20 protein-coding genes are annotated in these 23,362 nt (G+C 39.5%); 14 read left to right on the plus strand and 6 right to left on the minus strand.

Annotation, left to right across the window (positions count from 1 at the left end):
• Window positions 1-35 precede the first annotated feature (35 nt).
• From ycfP to PVK63_RS02180, 8 genes are all read left to right on the plus strand, one after another.
• Entirely contained in the window at window positions 36-587 is a 552-nt protein-coding gene (gene ycfP, locus PVK63_RS02145) for an alpha/beta hydrolase YcfP (RefSeq protein WP_130045297.1), read from the plus strand.
• 415 nt (window positions 588-1,002) lie between these two features.
• Window positions 1,003-2,292 (plus strand): NAD(P)/FAD-dependent oxidoreductase, encoded by a 1,290-nt coding sequence (locus PVK63_RS02150; protein WP_130045298.1) that lies wholly within the window; start codon window positions 1,003-1,005, stop codon window positions 2,290-2,292.
• Window positions 2,293-2,465: 173 nt separating this feature from the next.
• Window positions 2,466-3,761: a DEAD/DEAH box helicase gene (locus PVK63_RS02155; RefSeq protein ID WP_130045299.1), complete on the plus strand. Its 1,296-nt coding sequence runs from the start codon at window positions 2,466-2,468 to the stop codon at window positions 3,759-3,761.
• A gap of 9 nt (window positions 3,762-3,770) precedes the next feature.
• Entirely contained in the window at window positions 3,771-4,220 is a 450-nt protein-coding gene (locus tag PVK63_RS02160; protein ID WP_130086812.1) for an exoribonuclease R, read from the plus strand.
• Window positions 4,221-4,382: 162 nt separating this feature from the next.
• Window positions 4,383-5,609 carry an ankyrin repeat domain-containing protein gene (locus PVK63_RS02165; RefSeq protein ID WP_130045301.1) on the plus strand — a complete coding sequence of 409 codons (1,227 nt, stop codon included), beginning with the start codon at window positions 4,383-4,385 and terminating at the stop codon, window positions 5,607-5,609.
• Window positions 5,606-6,187: a hypothetical protein gene (locus PVK63_RS02170; protein WP_130045302.1), complete on the plus strand. Its 582-nt coding sequence runs from the start codon at window positions 5,606-5,608 to the stop codon at window positions 6,185-6,187. The genes PVK63_RS02165 and PVK63_RS02170 overlap by 4 nt, the downstream gene beginning before the upstream one ends.
• 112 nt (window positions 6,188-6,299) lie before the next feature.
• On the plus strand, window positions 6,300-8,414 hold the full coding sequence (locus PVK63_RS02175) for a hypothetical protein (protein WP_130045303.1): 2,115 nt from the start codon (window positions 6,300-6,302) through the stop codon (window positions 8,412-8,414).
• Complete coding sequence (locus PVK63_RS02180; protein WP_130086813.1) at window positions 8,404-9,810, plus strand: DUF7017 domain-containing protein; 1,407 nt, start codon at window positions 8,404-8,406, stop codon at window positions 9,808-9,810. Before PVK63_RS02175 ends, PVK63_RS02180 begins: the two co-directional genes overlap by 11 nt.
• Window positions 9,811-9,907: 97 nt before the next feature.
• Here PVK63_RS02180 and PVK63_RS02185 read toward each other — a convergent pair whose 3' ends face one another.
• From PVK63_RS02185 to PVK63_RS02195, 3 genes are all read right to left on the minus strand, one after another.
• Window positions 9,908-11,374: a carbon starvation CstA family protein gene (locus tag PVK63_RS02185; RefSeq protein ID WP_130045305.1), complete on the minus strand. Its 1,467-nt coding sequence runs from the start codon at window positions 11,372-11,374 to the stop codon at window positions 9,908-9,910.
• A gap of 180 nt (window positions 11,375-11,554) precedes the next feature.
• A complete protein-coding gene (gene btsR, locus PVK63_RS02190) occupies window positions 11,555-12,271 on the minus strand; it encodes a two-component system response regulator BtsR (RefSeq protein ID WP_130086814.1) in 717 nt (238 codons plus the stop codon).
• Window positions 12,264-13,946 (minus strand): sensor histidine kinase, encoded by a 1,683-nt coding sequence (locus PVK63_RS02195; RefSeq protein ID WP_130045307.1) that lies wholly within the window; start codon window positions 13,944-13,946, stop codon window positions 12,264-12,266. Before PVK63_RS02195 ends, btsR begins: the two co-directional genes overlap by 8 nt.
• 240 nt (window positions 13,947-14,186) lie before the next feature.
• Between PVK63_RS02195 and PVK63_RS02200 the strand changes: the two genes are divergently transcribed.
• On the plus strand, window positions 14,187-14,777 hold the full coding sequence (locus tag PVK63_RS02200) for an acetate uptake transporter (RefSeq protein ID WP_130086815.1): 591 nt from the start codon (window positions 14,187-14,189) through the stop codon (window positions 14,775-14,777).
• 77 nt (window positions 14,778-14,854) lie between these two features.
• Here the strand turns inward: PVK63_RS02200 and PVK63_RS02205 are convergent, their stop codons facing one another.
• Window positions 14,855-15,016 carry a heat-shock protein HtpX gene (locus tag PVK63_RS02205; RefSeq protein WP_130045309.1) on the minus strand — a complete coding sequence of 54 codons (162 nt, stop codon included), beginning with the start codon at window positions 15,014-15,016 and terminating at the stop codon, window positions 14,855-14,857.
• A gap of 307 nt (window positions 15,017-15,323) precedes the next feature.
• Here PVK63_RS02205 and htpX point away from each other — a divergent pair, with 307 nt between their 5' ends.
• Entirely contained in the window at window positions 15,324-16,199 is an 876-nt protein-coding gene (gene htpX / locus PVK63_RS02210) for a protease HtpX (RefSeq protein WP_130045310.1), read from the plus strand.
• A 135-nt stretch (window positions 16,200-16,334) separates the two neighbouring features.
• Window positions 16,335-16,814, plus strand: a complete 480-nt coding sequence (locus PVK63_RS02215) for a DUF1456 family protein (protein ID WP_130045311.1) — start codon at window positions 16,335-16,337, stop codon at window positions 16,812-16,814.
• Between the two features lie 105 nt (window positions 16,815-16,919).
• On the opposite strand, the gene PVK63_RS02220 is transcribed toward PVK63_RS02215, so the two are convergent.
• Window positions 16,920-17,444 (minus strand): hypothetical protein, encoded by a 525-nt coding sequence (locus PVK63_RS02220; protein WP_130047878.1) that lies wholly within the window; start codon window positions 17,442-17,444, stop codon window positions 16,920-16,922.
• Between the two features lie 369 nt (window positions 17,445-17,813).
• On the opposite strand from PVK63_RS02220, the gene PVK63_RS02225 reads away from it, so the two are divergent.
• The 3 genes from PVK63_RS02225 (at window position 17,814) to PVK63_RS02235 (ending at window position 21,616) form a co-directional block, all read left to right on the plus strand.
• Window positions 17,814-19,214 carry an amidohydrolase gene (locus tag PVK63_RS02225; protein WP_130047877.1) on the plus strand — a complete coding sequence of 467 codons (1,401 nt, stop codon included), beginning with the start codon at window positions 17,814-17,816 and terminating at the stop codon, window positions 19,212-19,214.
• 135 nt (window positions 19,215-19,349) lie between these two features.
• Entirely contained in the window at window positions 19,350-20,888 is a 1,539-nt protein-coding gene (locus PVK63_RS02230) for a L,D-transpeptidase family protein (RefSeq protein ID WP_242511058.1), read from the plus strand.
• Window positions 20,889-21,064: 176 nt separating this feature from the next.
• The gene (locus tag PVK63_RS02235) at window positions 21,065-21,616 is read left to right on the plus strand and encodes a YcbK family protein (protein WP_065594630.1); all 552 of its coding nucleotides are present in this window, start codon (window positions 21,065-21,067) and stop codon (window positions 21,614-21,616) included.
• Between the two features lie 113 nt (window positions 21,617-21,729).
• Here the strand turns inward: PVK63_RS02235 and asnS are convergent, their stop codons facing one another.
• Window positions 21,730-23,130 (minus strand): asparagine--tRNA ligase, encoded by a 1,401-nt coding sequence (gene asnS, locus PVK63_RS02240; RefSeq protein WP_072054459.1) that lies wholly within the window; start codon window positions 23,128-23,130, stop codon window positions 21,730-21,732.
• Window positions 23,131-23,362: the final 232 nt, after the last annotated feature.

The raw sequence follows: 23,362 nt of genomic DNA on the forward strand, positions 1-23,362 counted from the left end.
TATGGACTAATTCTTATTCAGGAACAGGGGGAAACATGATTATTTATCTTCACGGCTTTGACTCAACAAGCCCTGGTAATCATGAGAAAGTGGTACAACTTCAATTTATTGATGAAGATGTTCGTTTCATTAATTACAGCACTCTGCATCCTAAGCATGATATGCAGCACTTATTAAAAGAAGTGCATAAGGTTATTGAGCAAGCGGGCGATCCAAACCCAATTATTTGTGGTGTTGGTCTTGGTGGCTTTTGGGCTGAACGTATTGGCTTTTTATGTGGGATCCGTCAGGTTATTTTTAATCCTAACTTGCACCCAGAAGTGAATATGGAAGGACGTATTGATCGTCCTGAAGAATATGCTGACATTGCGACTAAGTGCGTAGAAAAATTCCGCCAAAAGAATAAAGAACATTGTTTATGTATTTTATCTAAGAGCGATGAGATACGTGATAATGCAGAGACAGCAGTAGAGCTTGAGCCTTATTACCAAATCATTTGGGATGAAAATGAAACACATAAGTTCAAAAAGATCTCTCAGCATTTGCAGGTAATGAAAGAGTTTAAAGAAGCTGAAACCTTAATCTAGTGCCTGTTTTGTAAATTCGATCTAGATATAAAAAACGGTTGCAACATAATAAAAACCTCACAATATCGTGAGGTTTTTTGATCTAAACCAAAGAAACAACCCCTCGTAACAAAATAACACAACTCCATCATTTATTTTACACCTCAAAAGAAATCTTCTCTATAACATCTATATCTGCTTGATAACATCCGAAATGCAGATATATAATGCTCATACCAATGTAATCATCTAATGAATTACATTGGTCTAAAACAAAGACAAGAAGCATACATTGCTCAAAATTAGCGTAACGTGAACGCTGTTTCCTCAAGACTCTTACTTTTTACGATAGCGTGTATGAAAAGTAGAGAGCACACATTTTTTAATCTGAGTCGCTCAGGTTGATGCCGTTTTTATTTTTTAGAGGAAGATTGCAATGACTAAGATTGTTATTGTTGGTGGTGGAGCTGGTGGTCTAGAGCTTGCTACTAAATTTGGTCGTACATTAGGTCGTAAAGGTCGTGCAGAAGTTACTTTGGTTGATCGTAAAGCGAGCCATTTATGGAAACCATTACTTCATGAAGTAGCAACGGGTTCTTTAGATGAAGGTGTTGATGCAATCAGTTACCGTGCTCATGCAAAAAACCATTCGTTTGATTTCCAAATGGGCAGCTTATGCGATATCAACCGTGAGCGTAAATTCATCACGCTGGCTGAAATTAAAGATGAGCATGACGAAGTTCTTATTCCGACAAGAGAAATCGAATACGATTACCTGATCCTTGCGATTGGCTCAACATCAAATGATTTTAATACTCCGGGTGTTCGTGAAAACTGTATCTTCCTAGATAGCCCAGAGCAAGCTCACCGTTTCCGTACTGAAATGAACAACCAATTCTTAAAGCTTCATATGCACCCAACACAAAAAACCGTAGATATTGCGATTGTTGGTGCTGGTGCTACGGGTGTTGAACTGTCTGCTGAGTTACATAATGCAGTTAAAGAGCTACGTTTATACGGCTTTGGCGATTTGGATTCTGCAAAGCTAAACGTAAACCTTGTAGAAGCGGGTGAGCGTATTCTCCCTGCATTACCACCGCGCATCTCTGCTGCGGCTCACAGCGAGTTAACTAAACTTGGTGTTAATGTTCGTACGACGACAATGGTAACAAAGGCCGACTCTGAAGGTTTACATACTAAAGATGGTGAGCTTATCCCTGCTCAAATCATGGTATGGGCTGCGGGTATTAAAGCACCTGATTTCATGAAAGATATCGCAGGCTTAGAAACGAACCGTATTAATCAGCTTGTTGTTAAACCAACGCTGCAAACAACGCGTGATGACGATATTTTCGTTATTGGTGATTTAGCATCATGTGAAAAAGCAGATGGTGGTTTTGTTCCTCCTCGTGCGCAAGCGGCACACCAAATGGCAAGCCATGCGTTTAAGAACATTGTGGCTAAGATGACTGATCGTGAAATGAAGCCGTATGTGTATAAAGATCATGGGTCTTTGGTTTCATTAAGTAACTTCTCAACGGTTGGCAGCTTAATGGGGAACCTGACAAAAGGCTCAATGATGGTTGAGGGTCGTATTGCTCGCGTGGTGTACATTTCTTTATATCGTATGCATCAGATTGCATTGCATGGTGTGTTTAAAACAACCTTGATTATGTTGGTTGGTCGTATTAACCGAGTACTTCGTCCAAACTTAAAACTTCACTAATCGGGTCGTTTTAAAACGAAATAGATAAAAAGGCAGAAATACTTCAGTGTTTCTGCCTTTTTTTATGATGGATTAACAAAAAATGTGCGCTAACTCACCGTAAATCATTTATAATGCGCGGCTAAATTATTATCCACTGAATACATAGACTGTTCGCTTAAGGAATCCACTTTATGTCATTTTCATCTCAAGGTTTCGCACCTGAAGTCGTAAAAGCATTAACTGAATGTGGTTATCAGAAATTAACCCCAATCCAGCAAAAAGCTATTCCTTTGGCACGTAAAGGTCATGATATTCTTGCAAATGCTCAAACGGGTACAGGTAAAACGGCCGCGTTTGCATTGCCAGTGATTCAGCAATTGCTTGATTCGAAAAAAACAGCAACGCGTCGTTCAGCTCGCGCTCTGATTTTAGCGCCAACGCGTGAACTAGCAGAGCAAATCGCAGTAAACATTGCGGATTACACAAAATACACATCGCTATCAGTAACGGCGGTATTTGGTGGTAAAAAAATGTCTTCTCAAGAGAGAGCATTAGATCCGGGTGTTGATATTTTAGTTGCCACTCCTGGTCGTCTTCAAGAGCACATTGAAGAGGGCAATATTTCTATCGCGAATCTTGAATTTTTAGTATTTGATGAAGCTGACCGTATGTTGGATATGGGCTTTGTTAATGCGATTCGTAACATCATGATGGAAGTAAATACAGCGCCACAAATCATGTTGTTCTCTGCAACGTCTTCTGCACAAATGAACAAATTAGCGAGTGATATTTTACGTCGTCCTAAGCGCATCTCAGTAGACCGTGAAAACATGACAGCAACAACAATTGCTCATGTGGTTTATCCGGTTGATGAAGAGCGTAAAACAGAATTACTTTCTGAGTTGATTGGTCGTAAAAACTGGCAACAAGTGCTGGTATTTGTAAACTACAAAGAAACAGCAAACAACATCGTTAAAGAGCTTAAGCTTGATGGCATTAAAGCGGTTATTTGTCATGGTGATAAAGCACAAAGTGCTCGTCGTCGTGCGTTAGAAGAGTTTAAAGAAGGCAAAGCTCGCGTAATGGTTGCAACCGATGTTGCTGCTCGCGGCCTTGATATTGCTGATTTACCACACGTAATTAACTACGATATGCCATTCTTGGCAGAAGACTATGTTCACCGTATTGGTCGTACTGGTCGTGCGGGTAAAAAAGGTCATGCGATTTCGTTTGTTAGTCGCGAAGAAGAGCTAACGGTTGTTCAAGTTGAAACGTTAATTCAGCAACGTATTCACCGTGTAGTTCAACCAGGTTACGAGCCTAAGAGTCGTGATGCGTATATTGAAAAAGTAAATACGAAAGCAGGTTTTAAAGATCGTAAAGGTCGTACAAACAATGCTAACGTTGATCAATCATCGGCAGAGCGTCGTATGCGTTTGAAAAATGTGATCCAAAAGAAAGCTGGCATTACTAAGCTTAAAAAGTAGGAGAGAAAAATGGAACGTGATTATACTTTCTCTTGTTTAGTAACAATGCCACGCCATGAACTTGAAGAGTTTAGCCACCGTGTGATTAGTCGTATGGTGCCAGAAGAGACAATCCAAGAGATTTTCACTTTTGAACAAGAAGAAACAGCAGATCAAGATCGTATGCAAACGGCTCAATTAGATGCGATGTTACGTCTTGCCGCTGTTGCACTTGGTGAAGTGACTCATGCATTTTCTGAGTCTGAAAATTCACAACAAAACAGCTTACGAATGATGCGCCTTGTTTTATGGCATACCTATGCAATGCTATTTAATTTAGAAGAAGCGGTATCGTTAGAAGAGCACTGTGAATTGGTTGAGAAGATTTTAACGAAACCACCGACAGATGCGTTAAATTGGTTGCCAATTTTATCTAAATTATTGAGTGACTACGCGGCGATTGCTGCAGCGAATAAGTAATCTAGCTCAATCATTAATCTTGAAAATAATAATGCCACTTTCTCTTAGAGTTAGTGGCATTATTTTTAGGTAATGTATTGTTTTTAATTACAATTTAAGTTGATTGTCGTTATTAAAAATAGATAATAAGCGTATTCAGATACAGCAATATGGGATTGCGAAATGATTGATGATTTATTTGTTGCCATTGAATCGGGCAATAAGGCGTTAGTAAACGACATTCTTGCTCAACAACCTGAGTTAGTTAATACCGTTTTTGATGAGCCAAACGTAACACCATTTGAACTTGCTTTGAAAAATGGTTTCTCTGCTTTAGCGGAAGAGATCATGAATAATGATAATGTTGATATCAATCATTCAGGTCATAACCCACTTCGCTTAGCCATTGATCTTGGCTTTTTGGATATTGCTCAAACACTGTTACACAAAGGCGCAAACCCTAATTATCGACCACAACACATGAGTAGCGCATTGTTGCTTTGTTTGGATAGTGAGTATTTTGAACTCGCAGAGTTGATGGTAGAAAAAGGCGCTGAAGTTAACATCCGCAACGAAAAGGGCTGGACGCCTTTAATTTGGGCAGCAATGAAAGGCCGAATTAAAACGGTGGAGTTTCTGCTTAACCACGGTGCTGCCGTCGATGTCTGTAATAATGACGGTTGGAACGCGGTGACAGGCGCTTATTTCAAACAACGTTTGGAAGTAGTCGATAAGCTTCTTGCAAAAGGTGCGGTATTCAGCGCCAAGTATTCAGAAACCGCCATGTTGTCAGCGTATCAAAATGGGCACATCAATATCGCGAAGAAGCTGTTAGCTGATGGCGTTAATCCAGATGTGGAAAACGAAGATAAAGAGACGATGCTGATTATCGCCATCACTAAAGGTGATGATGACATGATCAAAGCGCTCGTTGCTGCTGGAGCAAACCCAAATGCAAGAAATAAAGATTCGGATCCGGCGTTATCATTATTAGCTGTCATTGGTAAAAATGAGCTGATAGCGTTACTTATCGAGAAAGGCGCGGACGTCAACCAGCAAAGTGAATCGGGATGCACAGCTGCCTACAATGCAGCATTTTATAACCAAGCATCAACGTTAGAATTGTTGCATGGCCACGGAGCTAGCTTTGATTTGCGAAATAAGAATGGTTGGTCACCTCTAATGGTTGCGGCGAGTAAAGGCTATCTTGAATCTGTAATTCAACTAGCTGATCTTGGTGCAAATACCGAGTTTAAAACCCAAAAGGGTAATACGGCCCAAGATATTGCTAAATTAAATGCACCTAAACATGGGGCGTTGAGTAAAGTTAATGGGAATCATATTTTTCCAATGCTTAATACTAGCTTCAAGCAAATTGTTGATTATTTATCAGGAACCCGCCAACAATGATTGCTCAAAGCTCCGTTTTCGATGCAGTCCGTCGAGGCTATAACGAACTTGAACTTGCAAGTAACGACGAAATTCTGGATTACTTTGCGGATGTTAACCCCGATGCTATGTTGGGGCATATCAGCAATATCAAAGGCATTGTCTTTGAGCAAGAGGTTGTTACTGCACTTAATAAGCAAGGTATGGATGCCATGCTCTTTGAAGTCACTAACCATCCCGTTTCTGATATTGCCTTGATGAGTGATGGTGACATTGCGGCTGAAGTGCAATTAAAAGCGACTGACAGTGTTGCTTATATCAACGAGACATTGGCTGAAAACCCAGACATCCCAATAATTGTTACTAGTGAGGTCGCTGATAGCTTCGATAGCACGATGGTGATTGATTCAGGGATCGACAACGTTGCGCTGGATGATGCATTGTCAGAGGTTTTAACTGGCGAAATTGCCAACCATGTCGGCGAATCTGTAGCAAGTGACGTTGCGAGTGAGGGATTAGCCGATATAGTGGCAGACGTGGCATTGCCAATTAGTCCTATTGGTATTATCGGAGCTCTATTTGGATTGCCGTTTTTATAAGTAACGGAATTTTTAGAGTGCGAAATTATTTATGTGCAAAGTCGAGTTAGGCAATGGTGATAGTGTGTGAACACCAATCATTCCTATCTTAAATGATATGGTAGAAATCAATTTGGAAATTCAACTTACGGCTAGTCAGCAACACGTTCTATTAATGGCAAATCAGTGGATTGCCGTTGAAGATTGTTCTGCTTTCGCTATAACTGGTGCTGAGAACTGCGGCAAAAAAACGGTAGTAAGACATATCGCTCAAGTGCTTGCTGAACATGGTAAAAGCCCAGTTTATCTTAGCCCTAATGCACGCATAGCAAATAAATATAAAGCATTCGGTTTTCCTGACGTCCAGTCTATTTATTCATGGCTTTATGCAAGCCGTCCGAGCAAACTTGAAAAAGACAAGGCCTGCTACGATGTTTCTGTCGTCTTACCTGATGTGAAGCGCGAGGTATTGGTTTTTCTCGATGCGCATTTGTTGGGAGATGATAAGTTTGAAACTGAAACCACCCGCTATGGTTCAGGCTTTTTGTTTCAAGACATGATCTCTGCGCTACAAGAAAATGGGCAATTATTGCCGAAGATGCTGCTGGTCGGCGACCCTTTCCAGCTAACTAGAGGTCGTATTCAGCGTAGTTTGCTTGCTGGGGAAGTCTTTCGAGAAAAGAGCATATTATTTAGCTCTTACTCCCTTAAAGAGCAATTAAGTTCAGGTGAGTTATCTGACTACCAATTACCGCTTGTATCAGCGCTTTCAAATAAGAGCTTTGTTCGTCTGCCTAAAGTGGGCGGAAACGATATTACGAGAGTGATTTCTGGAGAGCAAACAGATGAGATAGGCCGAGCCTTGGTAGCTTGGCCAAAACATACTGCTTTTTTGTGTGCTCAAAATATGGATGCATTCAAGATCAACCGTGGAATTCGAGCGAAATATCTCAATACTCGAAGCATGCACTCACTAGTGGTAGGGGATATCGTTGACATTCATAATCGAACTGTAGGCCTGCAAGATAACCCTACAGACTCTATTTGGGTGAATGCAGGAACATTTGGGCGGGTTGTCAGTGTTGCCACTGACATTGAAACAAAAACAGTTTTGCTGAAAGGACGAGAAGCCGGCACTGTTCTACATTTTGCAGTAGCCACTATCGAATTTGAGAGCATGGGAATTGTAACTGTGAGGTATATTCCTGAATATCTAAGTGCCGAGACACCAGCTCTATCAGCTGATCAACTTATTGCTTTGAATATTATTGCTCGAGAAGAAGCGACGGAAAAATTACAGGATCAAAAATATCAATTAGAGATAGCAAAAGAGAGCCTGCCAGAAGCAGAGTATAAGCAACTGAGTCATGAGTATCAAAAAAAGCTTGCCTATCACATCATGAGTAGTTCCTACTTCAATGCCGCTCGGTTGAGATTTGCGTATGCAATGACCGTTCATCGAGCGCAAGGTTACAGTGGCTGGACACAGATCTATGTGGATGCATCGTGCTGTCACGATAATGCAAACTATTCGACAGACAGTTATTTTCGCTGGTTGTATACAGCAACATGTAGCTCTAATCAGAAAATTGGTTTACTGAATTACCCCGACCTCAGTCCTATATCTAAGGCAAGTTGGCATTATTTTCCTAAAAAAATCGGTACTATTACTGTTAAGTGTAGGTTCTATCTTGAACCATCGAATCTGGTGGATGAGTTGGAACAGTTGCCAGTCGGGTTTGATACATCAAACTCAATCTACGCAACATTATATACAACGATTCAAAGCTTGTTAGTTGATAGTGATTGGAAAATCCAAGATGTTATTCAAGGTCGACCGTATCAGCAAGTCTATGAACTTGTTGCGGGAGATGGTGAGCTAGTGACAGTACAGTTTAGTTACAATGGAAAAGGTGAGGTTACCATTCAATCAGTGCGTTCGAATGCTGATGTCTTTAAAGAAACGGTGTTGTCATTGTTGTCTACTAAGGCGCATATTCAATCGCCTGCTTTAGAGGAAGCTATCCGAGAGTTGACTGATTATCTCAATAAAATGGGATGGCAGTCCGTATTGATTGAGGAAAAATCACAATACAAAGCTTATGTTACCTTGGTTGGTAGTAATGGGTACATAAAGTTGGATCTTAATGTTGATGGTAAAGGACTTATGTCATCAATAAAAATTGAACAGGTTGACAGCGAGGATGTTTGTAATGAGTTTATCGAGGCTTTAAAAAATGTCAGTTGAGCAACCATTTCGTACCGTCACGAACCTACGTAAAGCAGGTAATTTACAAGAAGCATGGAATATTGGCTTTGCTGCATTAGAACACTCACCGCAAGATGCGTATCTCAAAGGTGCATTATTTTGGGTGTGTTATGAATTTATCAAGCAGCAACAAGAAAAAATTTCGAAACGCGCAGCTTCTTCGAATAACTTTAGACCTAGCGACTTTGAATTTGAGCGTATAGAAAACTTGCTTCAAACCATCGTGAGTTTTGATATTCCAACAGGCGGGTTGGAATACAAGATGCTGCTAGTTCAATTCAAAAAGAATCTTGAGTGGTTCCCAAGCCTAGTTAACTTGGTGCTGCATCACCAAAGCGCGTTGTTTGATGATGAAAGTAAAAAACCTTTTCAAGCCGAGAAAGGTGAAGTGCCTAGCTTAATGCTGTCTACGGCTCGTCAAGTTGCCAGTGCTTGGCTACGTGCTCGTGAGTTTTGGCTGCTCGATCTTAATCAGGTATTGGGGTTTATCAATCAAACGCGTCAGCAAGTGGCAGATACGAAACACTTGATTTGGCTCGACTACGATCAAGCAAAATGTTTGATTGTATCTGGCCAATATGAGCAAGCTCGCGAATTATTGCTGCCAATTTTGCGAATAAAACAGAAAGAAGCGTGGGCGTGGGGAGCATTAGCCGCAACCTACCAAAAGCAAGACCGTAGCTTGGCACTGAAGTTTTTTGCAAAGGGAATCGTCTCTGCTCATGATGTCACATTCAGTTTAAAGCTGCTTCAGGGGGCGATCCCGCTGTTGCTGGCTAATCAGCAATCGACAGAAGCGTCAATGAGCTTAAAGACAGCATTGCAGGCATACCAAAGTAATGGTTGGAAAGTAAAGCCAGAGCTTGAGCAGTTGATGAATCAACCATGGTACGACGCTAGTGTAAATGAAAATGAACTGAAAACGTTTTTAAAATCCCTTTGCCGAGATGTTATCGAATATCTTCATGGCCCGACCGAGAAAGTCATTGGCGTTATCGAGAACATTCACAAGTCAGAGAAAGGTTTTCAAGTTTTTGTGAATAAATCCACCACATGGTCTGTCCGCATGGGCATACACAAAAGCAATCTAAAACCTCAAGCGGGTGACTATGTTGAGTTGTCACTGTCAATAAACGGCAATGAAAAAGAGGTGATAGCGTCAGTTTCGAGCAAACCTGTTGAGTTAGCGGATGTTAGCACCATTGAAGGCGAACTTCGCATTACGCCGAAAGGCTTTGGGTTTATAGAAGATACGTTTGTTCCGCCTTTTGTTATTGGTGATATCGCTAATGAATCACGTGTAACGGTATTGCGTATTATGGCGTGGGACAAAACGAAAGATCGTTATAATTGGAAAGCAATTAAACTTATATAATTGAATTACATGTGTAACAAGCTATTAAGTGACGAAGAAATAAGCGATTTAATAAAAAAAGCCGACCCCCCGGTTCGGCTTTTTTAATACGTGACTATCAGGATTGAAGACTTTCTTCTTCTGAATCAATCTCACCTTTGCCTTTTGATTTCACAATAATCAAACCAGCAATTACAAACGCTGAAACCACACCGGTAATGGTTGATAGTGTCATCGGTAAACCAAAACCAAGTTGACTGTTATTTAAGATGAATGTGATACATACGCTTGTCATGAATACCGCTGGTACCGTTGCAACCCAATGTAACTTGTTGTGACGAAGTAGGTAAGCAGAAGCGGTCCATAACATCATTACAGCCGTTGTTTGGTTAGCAAAACCGAAGTAGCGCCAGATAATGCCGAAATCTACTTGAGTTAAGATACCACCAAGAACGAACAGTGGAAGCGCCATAAGTAGGCGGTTACGCAGTGTTTTCTGTTCCATGTTGAAATATTCAGCAAGGATTAAACGGCTTGAGCGGAATGCAGTATCGCCAGAGGTAATTGGTAGAATAACGACGCCTAAGAACGCTAGGATGCCACCAAATGTACCTAGAAGACCAAATGATGATGCGTACACTACGTTACCAGGACCACCGTTTGCAACCGCTGCTTGAAGTGCTTCCATACCATCAAAGAAAGACAGAGCGATAGCACACCAGATCAGAGCGATAATACCTTCACCAATCATTGCGCCGTAGAATACAAAGCGACCATTCTTTTCATTTTCCATACAACGCGCCATTAGCGGAGATTGCGTTGCGTGGAAACCAGAGATAGCACCACAAGCGATAGTGATAAATAGTGCAGGCCACAATGGTAAGTCGTTCGGGTTCATGTTGGTAAACATCTCACTTGGCTCGTAGCCACCAAGCACAGAATGATCACTTGATAGTGCGATTGCAGAAATTAAGCCAACAGACATGAAGATGAGTAGAGCACCAAATAGCGGATAGAAGCGTCCGATAATTTTATCAACAGGTACAATGGTCGCCAAGATGTAGTACCCAAAAATGATAACAACCATCGCCGTCATGGTGATGCCTAAATCAAATTGGTCATTCATTAGGTTGGTTAGCATGCTTGCAGGAGCAGACACGAATACCACACCAACAAGAAGCAATAGAACAATTGCGAATACGTTCATGAAGTGTTTTGCACCATTGCCTAGGTACTTACCTGTAATGGTAGGTACAGAGGCTCCACCATTACGGACAGATAGCATTCCTGAAAAATAATCGTGTACCGCACCTGCAAAAATACAACCTAGTACAATCCATAACATAGCTGCAGGGCCGTAAAGGGCACCCATGATTGGGCCAAAAATTGGACCGACGCCTGCAATGTTAAGAAGTTGAACTAGGTAGACTTTTGGTGTCGACATTGGAACAAAATCTACGCCATCTGTTTTTGTATGAGCGGGGGTTTTTCTGTCTTCTTTAATACCAAAGACTTTTTCAATAAATGCACCGTAGATGAAGTAACCACCGATAAGCGCTGCAACACAGGTTAGAAACCAAACCATAATTTATTCCTTGTTTGAATTACTGGTTAATATAAATAAATGAATATGGTGGTTATCATACTGATGGGCGTAAAGAGTTCACGCCCAAAAAAAGTGAGTGGTTAAGATTAGAGGCTCAGTGGTTTTATATTATGTTAAGCGGTTTTGAGCCTGATTAAGTGGCTGCATTAAAAGCGGTAATTAGCATTGAATCCCTAGTCGCTCTTTAATTTCTTTAAGATACCGACGACTGACTTGAGCAGTATGACCACTTTGAGTGATGATCTCACTGGTACCGTTATCATGCAGTTTAATCTCTCTAATAAAGTGAGGGTTAATTAAAAACTGTCGATGGCAGCGGATAAGCGGGGTCTTTTCTTCAAGGACTTTTAATGTCAATTGTGTGCAAGCTTTTTCTGATTTGGTTACAAGCTCAACACCTGCCGCTTGAATACTGGCAACCTCAATCTCTTTAGATGGTAGAAGAAGAATACGGTTGTGCCCAGAGCAGGGGATTAACTCAATGTCAGGCGTAATAATAGGAGTGAGGTCGAGTTTGGTTTCTGCTGCCAATAATCGTTTTACGGTTTTTTTAAGGCGGCAAGGCTCTATCGGTTTGAGTAAATAATCAAAGGCGTTATCTTCAAAGGCTTTTACTGCAAATTCATCATAAGCGGTAACAAAAACGATATTTGGCATGGTCTCAGGATCAAGCATGCTGATTAAATCCATTCCTGTAATTTTAGGCATTTGAATATCAAGAAATACCACATCGGGTTTTAGTTGATTTATTTGCTTTAACCCATCAATAGCGTTACCGCATTCAGCAATGATGTCGATGTGACCTATCTCGTTTAATTGTTCAATTAACTCTTCGCGAGCAAAGAGTTCGTCGTCAATCACAATGGCTTTAAGCATGATTTATCGTCTCTAATGGTAAATGGATGGTGGCTTTGGTTTGTTGATTCTCAATGCATGATAAGGTCAGCCCAAAAGCGTCGCCAAATTGATTTTTTAAGCGTTTATCAACAATGGTAGTACCTAAACCATCACTGCTTGTTTTCTCTGTATATAGCCCTGCATTGTCAATTACCTCAAGGATCACTTGGTGATGAGATAGATAACCTTTAATTTTTATTTCGCCATTTTCAAACATATTCGACGTGCCATGTTTGATGGCGTTCTCAACTAAGGGTTGCAAGGTGAATGTGGGTAATTTTAGATCGTACAGTTTTTCGTCAATACTTACGTCGACTGTCAGTCTGTCTGCAAATCGTGCTAGCTCAATCTCTAAGTAGGATTGTACGTGATGTAATTCTTCTTTTAAGGTGACTTGCTCAAAGTTCTGTTTTAAATTTCGACGGAAAAACTGTGATAAATGCTGAATTAATTCTCGAGCACGAGTTGGATCTCGTCGGATCACGGCACTAATCGTATTTAACGCATTAAATAGGAAATGAGGATTCACTTGAGCTTGTAATAGGCGTAATTCAGCTTGAGTAAGTAAAGATTGCTGCTGTAAATAACGGCCCGTTAAAATTTGGTTGGAGAGCAATTTGGCGATGCCTTCTCCCAGCGTTATGTTGATATAGGAAAATAGTTTCAGTTTTGGCTCATACAGTTTTATGGTGCCAATCACCTCATTATTTGCACCAATAAGCGGAATAACGAGTGCTGAGCCGAGTTTGCATTTTTCATCAATAGAGCATTGATAGGGGTGTTCGTCCCCATCGATGTACATTACTTTACTCTGCTTTATGGCTTTTCGTGTGTAGTCAGAGGCAATAGGAGTACCTGGTAAGTGATGATCATCACCAATGCCAATAAAGGCTAATATTTTCTCTTTATCAGTAATAGAAACAGCGCCTACGCCGGTCTCTTCATAGATGATTTTTGCGATTTGTTCACTGTTTTCTTGGTTGAAGCCTTGGCTTAATATTCCAACAGAACGTTGGGCGATGTTTAGTGCTTTATTAGAGAATGCGGCAGAGTATTTTTCATAAATGGCTTTTCTATCTTGGATAATACTCATGAACATTGCAGCACCGATAGAGTTAGCAACGACCATAGGTAAAACTATTGAAGAGACAAGTGCATAGGCTTGATCAAATGGTTTAGCGACAATAAGAATTATCGTCATTTGTAATAGCTCTGCAATAAAGGCAATCATTAACACGGTTCTAGGTCTAAATAATTGTTCTATCTGATTTTTTCTAACAAAATACAAATGAAATAAACCACCTAATAAGCCTTCTGTAGTCGTTGATATTGCGCAGGCTAGATCGGTAAAACCTCCCATTGAGTATCGATGTAATCCACCCGTTAGGCCGACAAAAAATCCAACTAAAGGTCCTCCGAGAACGCCCCCCATGACAGCCCCAATTGCACGAGTATTTGCAATGGCATCTTGAATCGCGAGGCCGAAGTAGGTACCAAGAATACAGAAGCCTGAAAAGATGATGTAACAAAGAAAGCGATGGCTCCAACGCCCTGAAATAGTAGTAATTGGAAGAAATAGCGGTGTCTTACTTAATAAATAAGCAAGTACAAGATAAACGCTCAATTGCTGTAGTAGGGAAAACACTAATTCCATGTAGGTTCTCAATTAATATGCAGGAGCTCTAGTGTAATCGTAATTAAGAATGCTGTCTAAATAGAAGAGGGAAAACTGAATACGGTGAGCATAAAAATTATCAATTTCGGTTTAAATTTAAGAATGCAATAAATGAAATGTAAGATTTCATAAATGATAGTTGTGATCTTTGGTGCTCGTAAATAGAATGCGCTTCCTAAAACATTTTTTAATCATTACACTTTTTTTTGAGGCTTCGGCATGTCAAACAAACTTGCAAACCCAGCACCATTAGGCCTAATGGCTTTTGGTATGACAACTGTGCTACTAAACCTACATAATGCAGGTTTCTTTCCTTTAAATACTGCGATCTTATCGATGGGTATTTTTTACGGTGGTATCGCGCAAGTAATTGCAGGCATCATGGAGTATAAAAAAGGTAATACGTTTGGCACAACTGCGTTTACTTCTTATGGTTTCTTCTGGTTATCTCTTGTTGGCTTAATCATTATGCCAGAAATGGGCCTAGGCCAAGCAACATCAGCAGAATTTATGGGTTGGTACCTTGCAATGTGGGGTGTATTAACATTCTTCTTATTCTTAGGTACTTTTAACTACCCACGCGCTAAGCAAGTTGTATTTGGTAGCTTAACTATCTTATTCGCATTACTTTCAGCTCGTGATTTCACAGGTAGTGTAGTAATTGGTCACATGGCTGGTTATGTCGGTTTATTCTGTGGTTTAAGCGCTATGTACTTCTCTATGGCGCAAGTAATTAACGGTGAGTATGGTCGTACTGTATTACCAGTTGGTGAAATGAAAGCGAAAGAAGCTGCATCAGTTACTGCGTAACGTTCAGCTCATAAAAAAGTAAAAGGCAGCTTACTATTAGTTAGTAAGCTGCCTTTTTTGTATGTGCCGTATTTTAATTAACGATATAAACCCATTAATGCTTCTTGGGTATCTGCTATCTGACTTTCGACCGTTGTTTGAGCGTCGATTCCTAATTGCTCTTTGGCTTCTTCTTTTGATAATCCTAGGTGACAGCAAAGCATATCAATCGCCATTAGGTAAGTTTGTTGTTCTGCCATGTTCAATCCTTGATATTTATATCCATAATTTTTCTTGATTCACAAAGTAAAGTTAATTACTTGTTTTGACAATACGACCAAAGTCTAAGGGTAGGTTTATTCTTTGAGTTACAGAGAGGTAAAATTAAAAAGAATAGAAAGGTTAATAGGCAAAAGAAAGTGTATCAAAGTACGTCAAAGCCTTGTAATTACGACAAATGGCACTATCTTATGCTTATACTTTATAAACGTGCTAGATACGTTTGGTAGCAACTCAAAATATAAAAAATAAGTGAGTTGAATTGATTATTAATTGGAGAAAAAATAAATGAAGCGTATTGCGCTGTTTTTAGCAACAAACTTAGCTGTTATGATCGTATTCAGTATTGTTCTGAATATTGTTTATGCAGTAACGGGGATACAGCAAGGTAGTCTGTCTGGCTTGTTAGTTATGGCGGTATTGTTTGGTTTTGGTGGTTCATTAATCTCATTAATGATGTCTAAATCAATGGCATTACGCTCTGTTGGTGGTGAGGTAATTGAACAACCTCGAAACGAAACTGAGCATTGGTTATTAGAGACGGTTTCTCGTCAAGCTCAACAAGTTGGTATTGGTATGCCAACGGTAGCTATTTATGATTCGCCTGATATGAACGCTTTTGCTACTGGTGCAAAGCGTGATGATTCGTTGGTTGCGGTATCTACTGGTTTATTACATAGCATGACTCGTGATGAAGCAGAAGCGGTGTTAGCACACGAAGTCAGCCATATTGCAAATGGTGATATGATCACAATGACGCTAATGCAAGGTGTAGTAAATACCTTCGTTATTTTCTTATCTCGCATGATTGCTAATGCAGTAAGTGGCTTTACATCAAGTGATGAAGAAGGTGAAGGTGAGGGCGGAAGCTTCATGACGTACTTCATTGTTTCTACTGTACTTGAATTAGCTTTTGGTTTCCTAGCAAGCTTCTTAACGATGTGGTTTAGCCGTCATCGTGAATTCCATGCTGATGCTGGTGCTGCTCAGTTGGTTGGAAAGCAAAAAATGATTTCAGCTCTTGAGCGCTTACGCATGGGCCAAGAGTCTCAGTTAGAAGGTTCAATGATGGCATTTGGTATTAATGGCAAAAAGTCGTTAACAGAACTGCTAATGAGCCACCCACCTCTTGAGAAACGCATTGACGCTTTACGTCAAATGTAATATTTGATGGAAATGAATTAAACCCGAGTTTGTCTCGGGTTTTTTTATGCGTATAGATCACATAAATCTTTTACCAGAGTGGATTACAAGTTATAGTCTGCACCTAATTTAAATTTAATACATTTAGGATTTACCTTGACTAATAACGACATTTTACGACGCATTCGTTACGCTTTTGATTTTGATGATACTAAGATGATCGCACTGTTTGGTGCTGCTGATCTTAAAGTAACTCGTGAAGAAGTATGTAACTGGCTAAAAGCGGATGACGATAAAGACTACAAAAGTTGTCAAGATGTTCAATTAGCAACGTTTCTAAATGGTTTAATTAATGATCGTCGTGGTAAGCGTGAAGGCGAGCAACCAAAGCCTGAAGAAAAATTAACGAACAACATTATTCTTAAAAAATTACAAATTGCTTTAAACTTAAAAGCAGATGACGTTTTAGACTTAATGAAGTTAGTTAACTTCCGTTTAAGCAAGCACGAACTGAGTGCTTTCTTCCGTAAAGCAGATCATAAACACTACCGTATTTGTAAAGACCAAGTTCTACGTAACTTTTTACAAGGTGTGCAACAGAATTTACGTGGTGAAGCTGAAGTAGAAAGCGAATAAGCTTTTTCGTTTTACCATAAAAAACCACGACTATCATTTGATGAGTCGTGGTTTTTTTGTATTTATTAGCCGCATTATATGGCTAGTGCTAGTATTGTTATGAAGTTAGAAACTCCATTGCATACTCATTACGATAATCCCGGGTAGGATAAAGCCAGCTTCTACGCCAAAATAGTCAGTAAAGTTGTATTGCGCTGCATGATAAATGTACGGGGCAAATGCAACGCCAACTTTTTCTTTTGATGTCTTATATATCCCACCATCACCGCAGTCTTCAAATGCATCGATAAAAAACTCACCTGCGTACGAATACATCCCTTTAATCACAAGTTTGCTATTTACACGATACCAGTCTTTTCGGACACCAATAAGCATACAGCGATTCGCTTGGCTGTTTAAAAAAGTACCTAGCATGAAGCTGTAATCAGAATCTGCAGAAAACTTACGCTCAACAGAAAAGTATTGATTACCAAAGTATTGATGAGAGTCAGGATCGTAGGGTACTAAATGATAGAGAAATGATCCCGTGTTTACAGAGTAAAGAGATAACTCACTAGGTTCCTCTTCCGCTTTGCTCTCCAAAGGAAACAATGAAATAAAAAATAAAAAAGATAAAAAATAAGGCTTCATAACTCAAAAGTGTGAAAAAAATGTAGAGGCATTATAAAGACATTTACTTGAATTAAAAGAGAGAGCAAGCTAGCTCTCTTAATATATTTACATTTTTTGGAACACTTATTTAACTATTCACTTGTTGAGTGAATGTTTCTTCTTCGATACCTTTATCAACCTTACCTTCCAACTTAGCAGCAAAATAGCAGCAAGGGTATTATTTGCAATAATTCTCATCCCTCGCAGAATCTTTAAAAATATGACATTGGTCACTACTTTGAGAATAAGGTAGGGCTGTTTATTGATAATTCCCTTGATAAAAGGAATGTCACGTATATCATCCGCTCCTGAAATCTAGCTATCTTTCTTTCTTTAGTGAGTATATTTATGTATTTAAAAAAAACCTTAGTTGCCATTGCTATAGCAGCAACTAGTTTTTCTACGTTGGCAGCACAACAAGTCGATTTACTGATCAAAGATGCAACATTGCTTACAATGAATGAATCTAAGCAAACGTTTGATAATGGTGTAATTGCCATCAAAGGTAATAAAATTGTTGCAGTTGGTGATGAAAGTATTGCAAAAAACTATGAAGCAAAAACGGTATTAGATGTTGATGGTGATATTGTTCTACCGGGTTTAATTAATACACATACTCACGCATCAATGACTGTTTTTCGTTCATTAGGTGATGATGTTCCTGACCGTTTACACCGTTATATTTTTCCATTAGAGAAAAAATTAGTATCACGCGATATGGTTCGCATTGGTGCTAATCTAGGTAACGTAGAGATGGTTAAGGGTGGGGTAACCACTTATGCTGATATGTACTATTTTGAAGACGAAGTTGCAAAGACGGTCGACAAAATTGGTATGCGTGCCATTCTAGGTGAAAGTGTTATTAAATTCCCTGTGGCAGATGCTGCAAATGCAGATGAGGGCATTCAGTACGCACTAAACTTTATTGAAGAATACAAAGATCACCCTCGTATCACTCCAGCATTTGCTCCTCATGCACCCTATACAAATACAACTGAGACGTTACAAAAAATTGCTAAGCTATCATTAGAGCTAGATGTTCCAGTCATGATCCATTTAGCAGAATCACATCGCGAAGAAGAAGTGATTGCTGAGCGTTCTAATGGGATGTCTCCAGTAGAGTACATGCACAGTATTGGCGCGCTTAATAAGAACCTTATTGGTGCGCATATGATTCTTATTGATGATAAAGACATTGAGCTAGTAAAAGAATCAGATATGGGTGTTGCGCATAACATGAGTGCGAACATCAAATCAGCAAAAGGTGTGTCTCCAGCACTTAAAATGTACGATGAAGGTGTTCGTATCGGTTTAGGCACTGATGGCCCAATGTCTGGTAACACATTAAGCATTATTGATGAGTTTAACCAAGTTGCTAAAGTTCATAAATTAGTGAATAAAGATCGTGCAGCAATGCCTCCAATCAAGGTTATTGATATGGCAACGATGGGTGCAGCTAAAGCGCTTCATATGGAAGATAAAATAGGCTCTATTGAAGTAGGTAAGCTTGCTGACATTATTGTTGTTGATACGAAGGCACCAAATATGCTGCCAGTATATAATCCTTATTCTGCGTTAGTTTATTCGGCAAATTCAGGTAACGTTCGTCATACAATTGTTGATGGTGAAGTGATCATGAAAGATCGTGAAATATTAACCGTTAATGAAGATGAAATTCGTAAAGAAGTCATTGAGTTTACAAAAGTTGTTCGTAAAACAGTGATTGAAAGTGGCGAAGTTATTCAATAAAAAATAGTGAAAACTACCTAAAGGCTGGATTATCCGGCCTTTTTTATATCTGAGTGAATGTATCCTATCAATTTGATATTTAATACTTAAAGACTATTATAAAAGTAATGATTTATTATTTGGTAGGGAGTGTTTATGGTGAGATTTCTGCTTCTTACTGTCGTTTTTTTAATACTTATGCCATTAAGCGTACAAGCGTCGAGTGATGTAAGAAATGTTTTAAAGCAGTATGAAACAGAGTTATTTTACCCACAATACGTTTTTCACTTTTATCAAAATGAACAGCGAAAATGGTATTCACCACAAGCTCGGAAAAATCTAGAAAATCAGTTAGCTTTACTGGTTCTTGCTGATTTAAATAATACTCTCGAACAACGTTATTACCATCTGCAGAATTCAAAAGAACTGGAATACGATGTTTTAGCAACAGATACCTTAATTTATCTTCTTACTTATCAATCTCAAATACCAAAAAAAGGAAAAAGTTGGTTTTTTGGTGGCCGGCTTGATGAGCACTTAGGTACACCATATCCTCAAATAATCTCCTCAATAAACCGTGCCTTTGCAAGTGGTCGATTGACTTATCTTACCGAGAGCTTAGTACCAAGCTCGACACAGTATGAAGACTTTTATCTTCAGTTGCTTAGCTATTATGATCCTTATAGCGAGCCGATGGAGAAGCTTTCCTCTAAAGTGTTACGACCGAACCAAGTGATATCGGATACTTCTTTAATCAATCGTTTATATATTGCAGGTGAGATCACGGAAGAAGAAAGTGCAGAATTGTTATCGCAAAGTAATGGGCTATATAACTCACAACTTGTGAGTGTTGTTAAGCGCTTTCAGAAGCGTCATGGTTTAGTTCCTGATGGTATTGTTGGCCCTAAAACCAAATACTGGTTAAATATGTCAGCTAAAGAGCGGGTTAGGATCATGGCTCTTAATATTCAGCGATTACGGTTATGGGAGAATAAAAAAGATCGTTATGTCTTAGTTAATATCCCTTCCTATGATATGGGGTACTGGCAAGAAGATGAGCTGTTGTTCCATAGTAAAGTGATTGTAGGGAAACCAGAAAGAAAAACGCCATTGTTTTCGACATATCTTGATTCCATTGTTTTCAATCCTAATTGGAAAGTACCAACGAAAATCATGAGAGAAGATATTTTACCTAAAGCGTTTAATGATAAAGATTTTTTATTATTACAAAATTTCGAAATTGTTCCTACGTGGTTAAGTGATGATGTCATTCCGATTGATGATGTGGATTGGGAGCAGGTGAGCGTTGAAACTTTTCCTTATAAGTTGAGACAAAAGTCAGGCAACAGTAATGCGCTTGGTCGTTATAAATTTAATACCCCCAATAGAAATGCCATTTATTTGCATGATACTCCTTCTAAATCACTGTTTAGAAAACAAACTAGAGCGTATAGCTCTGGGTGTATTCGGGTTGAAAAAGCATCAGAATTTGCTCAGCTCTTAATGGCAGAATCACACTTTTCTAAAAAAGAATACCGTAGCTATCATCAACTGCCTGAAACGAAAGAAGCGTTTTTATCTCAAATGATCTCGGTATATACGATTTACCAAACTGCGTGGATCGATGAAAAGAACCAAGTTCAGTTTAGAGATGATATTTATAAGTATGATCAATGGAGTAAGTCTAAAAATTGACCAATAATTGACATTCAAAATTAAGCCTAAAAAGTGTATTTAGTTCAATAAGTAAGCTAGTTATTATATAATTCAGGCGATAAAAAGAATTGTTTATTATTTGACCAATTAATGATTGATGTGTATCTTTGCGCTCAGTTATTGACCGATCTATTTATAAGTGAGCCCTTTACTGCATGTCTGAATTTAGTCCATTACGCCGTAAAATCCTACTTGGTGGCGCAGCTACCGTTGGTTTAAGTCTATTTCCTACGTTATCTTTCGCATCACAATTTGAAGAGTCACCACGTAAGCTAGCGTTAAACAATTTACATACCGGTGAAGAGCTACAGACTGAATATTTCAATGGACGAGGTTATCAGAGCGCAGAGTTAGCAAAACTAAATCATTTATGTCGAGATTTCAGACGTAATGAAAGCATCGAAATGGATAAACGATTATTTGACCAATTGTCGGCGATTCAAAATGTCATTGGTTGTGATACTCAGGTTCAAATTATTTCGGGTTATCGCTCACCAGCAACAAATGAAATGTTACGTGGTAAATCACACGGTGGCGTGGCAAAGAAAAGTTTGCATATGCTAGGCAAAGCCATGGATTTTCGTTTAGAAGGTGTTCCGTTGGCTGAAGTAAGAAAAGCGGCATTATCATTAAAAGCGGGTGGAGTAGGCTATTACCCAGGCAGTAACTTTGTTCATATTGATACTGGTCGAGTTCGTTTCTGGTAATGATACCTAAATATATAGTTAAAAAAATGGCGACCGCATTGGTCGCCATTTTTGTATTCATACTTTCTACTTCATCTTTTCTTACAGAGCTAGTGCCCTATAAGAAAAGCCAATTAGAAGTTAGCTGAACGTGGAGTACGTGGGAACGGGATAACGTCACGAACGTTGCCCATACCAGTTACGTAAGACACTAGACGCTCAAAGCCAAGACCGAAGCCAGCATGAGGAACTGTGCCGTAACGACGTAAATCACGGTACCAGCTCATGTGCTCAGGGTCGATGCCCATTTCAATCATACGAGCATCAAGAACGTCTAAACGCTCTTCACGTTGAGAACCACCGATGATCTCACCAATACCTGGTGCAAGAACATCCATCGCAGCAACCGTCTTACCATCGTCATTTTGACGCATGTAGAATGCTTTGATGTCTTTCGGGTAGTTTTTAACAATAACAGGTGCTTTGAAGTGTTCTTCAGCAAGGTAACGCTCATGCTCAGAAGACATATCGATGCCCCACTCAACATCAAACTCAAAGTCACGACCAGAATCTTTTAAGATTTGGATAGCGTCAGTGTAGTCTACTTGTGCGAAATCAGAGCTTACAAATTGCTCTAGACGAGTGATCGCTTGTTTGTCGATGCGAGAAGCAAAGAACTCAAGGTCATCACGACGCTCAGCAAGAACCGCTTCGAATACATACTTAAGCATGTCTTCAGCTAGTTTAGCTACGTCATCAAGCGTAGCGAAAGCAACTTCAGGCTCAACCATCCAGAATTCAGCTAGGTGGCGGCTTGTGTGTGAGTTTTCAGCACGGAAAGTAGGACCGAATGTGTAAACTTTGCTTAGTGCACAAGCGTAAGTTTCCGCATTAAGTTGACCAGATACGGTTAGGAATGTTTCTTTACCAAAGAAGTCTTTGTCGTAATCAACATTGCCTTTGTCATCCATAGGAAGGTTCGCGTGATCTAGCGTAGAAACACGGAACATTTCACCAGCACCTTCAGCATCAGATGATGTGATTAGTGGAGCAGACATCCAGAAGTAGCCTTGCTCGTGGTAGAAACGGTGAATCGCTTGAGATAGACAGTTACGAACACGTGCAACCGCACCAATCACGTTAGTACGTGGGCGAAGGTGTGCAACTTCACGTAAATATTCAATTGAGTGACGAGTCTTAGCCATTGGGTAAGTGTCAGCATCTTCAACCCAACCTACAACTTTAACTTCAGTTGCAGCTAGCTCAAAATCTTGGCCTTTAGCAGGAGAAGCTACGATAGTACCTGTCACTTCAACAGAACAACCTGTTGTTAGCTTAAGAACTTCGTCATTGTAATTATTTAAGTCATTAGGAACTACGGCCTGAATCGGATCGAAACAAGAACCGTCATAGATAGCTAGGAAAGAGATTCCAGCTTTAGAGTCGCGACGTGAACGGATCCAACCGCGAACAGTTACTTCACTGTCAACCGCTAGTTTGCCGCTTAATACGTCTGTTACAGGCGCGTAAGTCATGTTAATTACATTCTCCATTGTTGTGCTACATGCACGAATATTTTTATTTCAAGAAATACATATTACCTTTCTTATTGATAGCTTCAAGTGTTGTTGTTCTATAAACGTGATTTTTCAGAATAAGAATCAATTTTCGTTGTAAATTCGCCGAAAAAATCGACAATATCATAAGAGAATAGGGAACTTACTGATTGTGAGTCTTGTTGTTTAGTAGGGAAGTAGAGTACTATCC

This window comes from Aliivibrio sp. S2TY2, from assembly GCF_028765525.1.
In the GTDB taxonomy this organism is placed as follows: Bacteria; Pseudomonadota; Gammaproteobacteria; order Enterobacterales; family Vibrionaceae; genus Aliivibrio; species Aliivibrio finisterrensis_A.

Bases quoted from the DNA above. Each gene is read 5' to 3' on its own strand.
- ycfP (WP_130045297.1), top strand. From the start codon at position 36: ATGATTATTTATCTTCACGGCTTTGACTCAACAAGCCCTGGTAATCAT.
- PVK63_RS02150 (WP_130045298.1), top strand. From the start codon at position 1,003: ATGACTAAGATTGTTATTGTTGGTGGTGGAGCTGGTGGTCTAGAGCTT.
- PVK63_RS02155 (WP_130045299.1), top strand. From the start codon at position 2,466: ATGTCATTTTCATCTCAAGGTTTCGCACCTGAAGTCGTAAAAGCATTA.
- PVK63_RS02160 (WP_130086812.1), top strand. From the start codon at position 3,771: ATGGAACGTGATTATACTTTCTCTTGTTTAGTAACAATGCCACGCCAT.
- PVK63_RS02165 (WP_130045301.1), top strand. From the start codon at position 4,383: ATGATTGATGATTTATTTGTTGCCATTGAATCGGGCAATAAGGCGTTA.
- PVK63_RS02170 (WP_130045302.1), top strand. From the start codon at position 5,606: ATGATTGCTCAAAGCTCCGTTTTCGATGCAGTCCGTCGAGGCTATAAC.
- PVK63_RS02180 (WP_130086813.1), top strand. From the start codon at position 8,404: ATGTCAGTTGAGCAACCATTTCGTACCGTCACGAACCTACGTAAAGCA.
- PVK63_RS02185 (WP_130045305.1), bottom strand. From the start codon at position 11,374: ATGGTTTGGTTTCTAACCTGTGTTGCAGCGCTTATCGGTGGTTACTTC.
- btsR (WP_130086814.1), bottom strand. From the start codon at position 12,271: ATGCTTAAAGCCATTGTGATTGACGACGAACTCTTTGCTCGCGAAGAG.
- PVK63_RS02195 (WP_130045307.1), bottom strand. From the start codon at position 13,946: ATGGAATTAGTGTTTTCCCTACTACAGCAATTGAGCGTTTATCTTGTA.
- PVK63_RS02200 (WP_130086815.1), top strand. From the start codon at position 14,187: ATGTCAAACAAACTTGCAAACCCAGCACCATTAGGCCTAATGGCTTTT.
- PVK63_RS02205 (WP_130045309.1), bottom strand. From the start codon at position 15,016: ATGGCAGAACAACAAACTTACCTAATGGCGATTGATATGCTTTGCTGT.
- htpX (WP_130045310.1), top strand. From the start codon at position 15,324: ATGAAGCGTATTGCGCTGTTTTTAGCAACAAACTTAGCTGTTATGATC.
- PVK63_RS02220 (WP_130047878.1), bottom strand. From the start codon at position 17,444: ATGAAGCCTTATTTTTTATCTTTTTTATTTTTTATTTCATTGTTTCCT.
- PVK63_RS02225 (WP_130047877.1), top strand. From the start codon at position 17,814: ATGTATTTAAAAAAAACCTTAGTTGCCATTGCTATAGCAGCAACTAGT.
- PVK63_RS02230 (WP_242511058.1), top strand. From the start codon at position 19,350: ATGGTGAGATTTCTGCTTCTTACTGTCGTTTTTTTAATACTTATGCCA.
- PVK63_RS02235 (WP_065594630.1), top strand. From the start codon at position 21,065: ATGTCTGAATTTAGTCCATTACGCCGTAAAATCCTACTTGGTGGCGCA.
- asnS (WP_072054459.1), bottom strand. From the start codon at position 23,130: ATGACTTACGCGCCTGTAACAGACGTATTAAGCGGCAAACTAGCGGTT.